The organism is Thermosphaera sp., from assembly GCF_059755995.1.
Map to the genome: position 1 here is coordinate 1 of NZ_DBOUKL010000018.1, position 4,887 is coordinate 4,887.

The window sequence follows — 4,887 nt, forward strand, 5'->3', positions numbered from 1 at the left end:
TTTCAAGGGAGTGTTGAGGGATTGTAAAGGCTTGTCCGTGAACGATAAGGTCATTGTAGGGGTTTCCAAGCCCTCGTGGAGTGAGGGTGAGCTTGTTGAGCTTACCCGAGAGTTCAAAATGCTCGGAGATTTTGTCTCTCTCATCCACGGAAACCCTAGAATAGTTTTCTCCGAATACATCAGGGATAGGGTGTTGAAGAACAAGCTTTCCGCCATAGCTTTATCCAAGCTCATAGGCTCCGGGCTCGGGGTGAAGTTCAGGAGCAGCGCGAGGTTCGCGGACCCGAGGGATGTTGAGGCTGAAATAGACGCGTTGTTGGAGGAGTATAAGAGGTTGATGGAGACGGCGAAGAGTGTTGGAAACCCGTGCAGGCTGAGAACCGGGGAGTTCATAGGATTAATCTCGGTAACAAGTATTGCGAAGAAAATCCTAGACCATGAGAGACGGGCAGTGACTCCAACCGTGCCAGGGCATCATGAATTGAAAAACCTAGGATTTGGTGACGAGCTAGACCTGGTTGAAAACCTTGCTGGAAAAGGCTGTAGTTTAAGCCTTGTAGGGGGTAGTTTGAGAGAGTGGATTATCAGGAAAATATCTGAGACAAAGAGGTTTAGAATCCTACACTACTCGCCTGTTAAAGGAGTCAGGGAGCTCACCCCAGGGTTTCTCGAGCATTACAAACTTGTTCAAGGAAGGGCTTGCCTTGTTTTAGAAAGGGTTTTCACTAGTGAGGGGGTTTACGACGGGTTAGGCATTGAAAAACTCCCCGGTGACAGAGACTTGTTAATTATCAAGGAAGGCTCCTACGTGATAAGCCATAACTATTTCAGGAATGGGAACTGGCTGGGCAGCTACATAAACATTAACACGCCGCCGGAACTCGCGCCAGGAATAGTGAAATACCATGATCTCGTGGTCGACGTCGTGGTGAAGCCTGGTGAAAACCCTGTGGTGATAGATTTGGAGCAGCTTTCATTTTTAAAAACGAGGGAGGTTGTGAGCGAACACCTTTATGTTTTGGCTGAAAGAGTTGCCGACATGGTTATTAAGAATCCTGAAGCCTATGTCTGTGAAAATTATAGAGAGCCTGAAAAATGCCTAGCAACGGACTCTTCTAACACCTGAAAAAATCAACCCTCTTAGTATCGGAAGCCATAAATTCGGGAAACAAGAACTTACTCAGTGGGAGCTGGTTTTCATGAAGACCCTGCACATCGTTGCTGTTTTAATTCTCATTACCTTAGTTGCAAGCATCCTGTGCTTCCACCTTAAAGATTTTGTCCAGGAGTCTGGGGAAGTAGAGATCCTCGCTAAAGAAGCTTACATTTCCTGCGGCGACTTGTACATTAAAGCAGTGTTTAGAAGTAGAAGCGGTAGCTCCATCTTGATTGATGAAGTACTTGTGGAAGGGGTTAGAGTCTCCATTAATGGAGGAATAGGCTTTAATGGAACCGCATATGTGAGAGTCGAGACAGAAAATTTAGAAGCCCAGGATATGGTTGCTTTAAACATCATCATCTATAATGCTTCTTCCAAGCAGGGAGAAAGTATTCCGGTTTACATCAAGGCTGGGGACGCTCTCCAATACAAGCTCAATGTAACAGTCACTAGGGCGTTTTGCTATGAGAACTTTGATATCAATATTTATGAGGTGTACTACTCAGGAGTATTCAACATTGTGTTAAGAATAAGGAACATTGGGGATAACCCCGCCACCATAGACCAGGCATTTATCGATGGAAAAACCCTCAGCAAGGCTAATGCAAACTCGAATCTTCCACTACCTCTAACTTTAAGACCGGGTGAGGAGAAAACGGTTACGATATGGTTAACAACGGGGTATACGCATGGGCAAGTTATAGAGCTAAGGCTACACACTATGGGTGGTAATGAATACTCTAAACTTATAACCCTGCCGTGAGATATTCGATGATAATCCCTCGCTTACCTCCTCTCACTATTAAAGATGAGATTAAGGATGCGGGATAGGATCTGATAATTCGAAGCATACTCAAGGATTCCAAGTAAGGGTTCTTAGCTATATGTGTGAAGTGCGGGGGGTGGGATTTGAACCCACGCAGGCCTACGCCATCGGGTCCTGAGCCCGACCCCTTTGACCAAGCTCGGGCACCCCCGCACTATTAATGTGTTTAATAAGTTTGGGCTATAAAAAACATTGATATTTGAGGTTTACCTACTTCTTGAATAATATCCTGCTCAATCCTAATCCTATGGCTAGGAATAAGGTTGCGACTACTCCCGTGACAATGTAATCTGTCTGCGAGATAATTTTTTCACTAGTGTATGTGGAAGTGTAGGTTGTCGTCGTTACTGATTCCAAGATCTGCGTGGTTGTTAACATGGTTGAATGCGTAACGGTTTCCGTCCTAGTCGTGGTCACCGTTACAGAGGTCGTTACGGGAGACGTAACTGTTTGAGTAGCAGTCGTCGTCTCAGTCACCCTTTCAGTAACTCTCTCGGTAACGGTTGTCGTCACCTGTTGCGTGTTTAGATCTATCCAAATAGGGTTGTTAATCGCCCTGTTATTCTGCATGTCGTAGGCGATTAAAACTATATACCCGTTCTCAGTCCCGTTAGTCGCCAGGGATGCTGGAACAGTTATTTCCAGAGTCTTGGACGTCGCTGACCCTAGAGGGATGGTTTGGATAATCCTGCCTCCTTTACCATATACTTCAACTTTGCTTAACCCAAGTACTGAGAAGAGTTTAACCCTTAGCGTTACGTTCTCGGAGAGGGATGCTACGCCGACAGTGGTGCCCGGTAACGGGTCGGAGAACAGGAAGGGGCCGTAAGATATGAATGTCCTCCCATACTTTTCAGCCAGGGCCAGCGAGACAGGGTTGGGGCCGTTGGGTAGGTAGGCGACAACCCTGGGCTTCCCGGTGTATGTCTGCATGATAACGTCGTGGACATCGCTACCCGCTGTCAAGTATTTCCTTATATTTAAATCCCATAGCGAGAACATTTTCGTCAAAGTCCTCTGGCTGTTAGTGCCCCATGGACCCAGCTCCGCAGCATCCCAGTCCTCGTAATACCCTCCAGGAATGTTGTTCATCTCCTGAGCTATGAACAACCCGCCAATCCATGGGTGATTAGCCCTGACCATTATCGCTCCAGCCGCCCTGGCAGCTGTTATGATCTCCCTCATGGTTCCCCTGTAAACAAGCTTTGAAGGATCAACCACAGGGTAGACGTTAAAGTGGGCCCAGTCAGGGGAGATTTCCACTCCGCAAACGAACGGCACGCTACGAGCCTGCGTTATTGCCTGGATCACGGGGCAGTTTCCAACGTAGTCGTGGTCGCTGACGAAAACAATATCCAGTCCTGATGCAAGCTGGGCTGCCACGAGCAGGTCAGGAGGCGTCCTGCCATCCATCCAGTCGGAGTGGTGGTGGAGGTCTACCATGTACCATCCTTCATCAAAGGGTTTGATGAGGATCTCGACAGTTACATTAACATTAACAACTTGCTCACTAGCCACCGATACGTTAATGGTTTTAGCAGTGCTTATGAATCCCGCGCCCTTATCGATCGTTAAGTTATAGGTGCCTGGGGCTAAATCGATCACTGCCTTTCCAACATCGTAAACATCAGTGTACACAGTCGTGACGGCTAAGTACATGACAGGGGGCACGTATCCCCCGCTGACAATTATTCTCGCATCAGTCGGGGCCCCGGTGTCATTCCTAAACACTGTTAACACTACCCTGCCAGGGGGAACCACGTCGGTGAAGTTTAATTCGAAATCGTCGCCTGGCGCAACTGTGAGATTCTGCCTCGTGCTGGGAGCGTGTGCCTTAGCAAGCGCGAAAACACTGTAGGATCCTGGAGCTGGAAGGCTTAAAGTGTATGAACCGTTTTTCACAAGCCCCCAGCAATATGGTCTGCCGTTGGATTCGACCATTACCACTCCTTTAGCCAACGCTTCACCCTTACTTGTCCTGGCCTCTCCATGGATTGATGCTAGTCCTCCCTCCCTAATGGTTTGAACTGTTTCCGCTATCTTACATAAGTCCCCTTCAGGATACGCTATCAAGTATGCTTCGAACACTCGTGACTCGCCCGGGTTCAGTGTGACCTGGTAGAAGGTGTCTGCGAAACTGCTGTGGAGAGCTATATGGGTGTAGCCTGGCGAGTACAGGCCCAGAGCGTAATCCTCATGGTATGCTGCAACCCAGTCCTCAGTTATCCCGTAGCCTGCTTTAGGAGATGTTGTGATCCTGCCTGTTCCAAAACCAGGTGCGTAAGCCCACCCCCTCTTCAGCGAGACGGCTGGACCCATTATATGGTTGGAGTATGATACCGTGTCATTGTTCGTCACAGTTATGACTGTTCTCAGATACGGCTTGCCCGCTTCGAGAATGTAGGTGTAGTTTACGGCTAAACCCTTCCACTGCCCCAGGGCAGTAATAACAGCCCTTGTGGAAGAATTCTCCACTATCTGGAAGCTAGTTATAGTTGCCCAGTTCCCCCAGTCGTTCAAGGGGAGGCTGAACTGTGCTAAGACATCTGAAGAACCGGGGGCTACTGGGGCAAGGTCTACGATGTGACCGGGCGGAATCCCCCATGGCGGGGTTGTTGAAATACCGAATGCTACAGCGATATACTCGTTCATTACGGTGATGTCTTCAGGACCCTTCGCCTCTCCCTCCATTATGGGAGTGGGGCCTTTGATTACGATGACTCCGGTGTGAGTTCCTTGAAGGGTTTGGAGTGATCCAGCGAATCCTAGCACAATAGGTGCTGTCAACAATAATAACAGGAAGATCCTGGTTGAAGACATTCAACCACCTTGAGAAAAATTTCTTGTTTCGAGAATAAAAATGTTGAAACAAGGAGTGGCGGGGGCGGCGGCGGAGGGGGGG

General features: G+C 48.3%; 3 protein-coding genes and 1 tRNA gene. 2 read left to right on the forward strand and 2 right to left on the reverse strand.

What is annotated here, in order from left to right; all coding sequences use genetic code 11:
- Window positions 1-1,126, forward strand: a 1,126-nt coding sequence (locus AC3OH0_RS01890; RefSeq protein ID WP_498344546.1) for a ribonuclease FAU-1 family protein, incomplete at its 5' end; no start/stop codon positions are given.
- Window positions 1,127-1,199: 73 nt separating this feature from the next.
- Window positions 1,200-1,922 (forward strand): hypothetical protein, encoded by a 723-nt coding sequence (locus AC3OH0_RS01895; protein WP_498344547.1) that lies wholly within the window; start codon window positions 1,200-1,202, stop codon window positions 1,920-1,922.
- Between the two features lie 131 nt (window positions 1,923-2,053).
- Here AC3OH0_RS01895 and AC3OH0_RS01900 read toward each other — a convergent pair.
- A tRNA-Leu gene (locus AC3OH0_RS01900) sits at window positions 2,054-2,138 on the reverse strand.
- Between the two features lie 57 nt (window positions 2,139-2,195).
- Window positions 2,196-4,805, reverse strand: coding sequence for a CehA/McbA family metallohydrolase (locus AC3OH0_RS01905; RefSeq protein ID WP_498344548.1), 2,610 nt, complete (start codon window positions 4,803-4,805; stop codon window positions 2,196-2,198).
- Window positions 4,806-4,887: the final 82 nt, after the last annotated feature.

Bases quoted from the DNA above. Each gene is read 5' to 3' on its own strand.
- AC3OH0_RS01895 (WP_498344547.1), top strand. From the start codon at position 1,200: ATGAAGACCCTGCACATCGTTGCTGTTTTAATTCTCATTACCTTAGTT.
- AC3OH0_RS01905 (WP_498344548.1), bottom strand. From the start codon at position 4,805: ATGTCTTCAACCAGGATCTTCCTGTTATTATTGTTGACAGCACCTATT.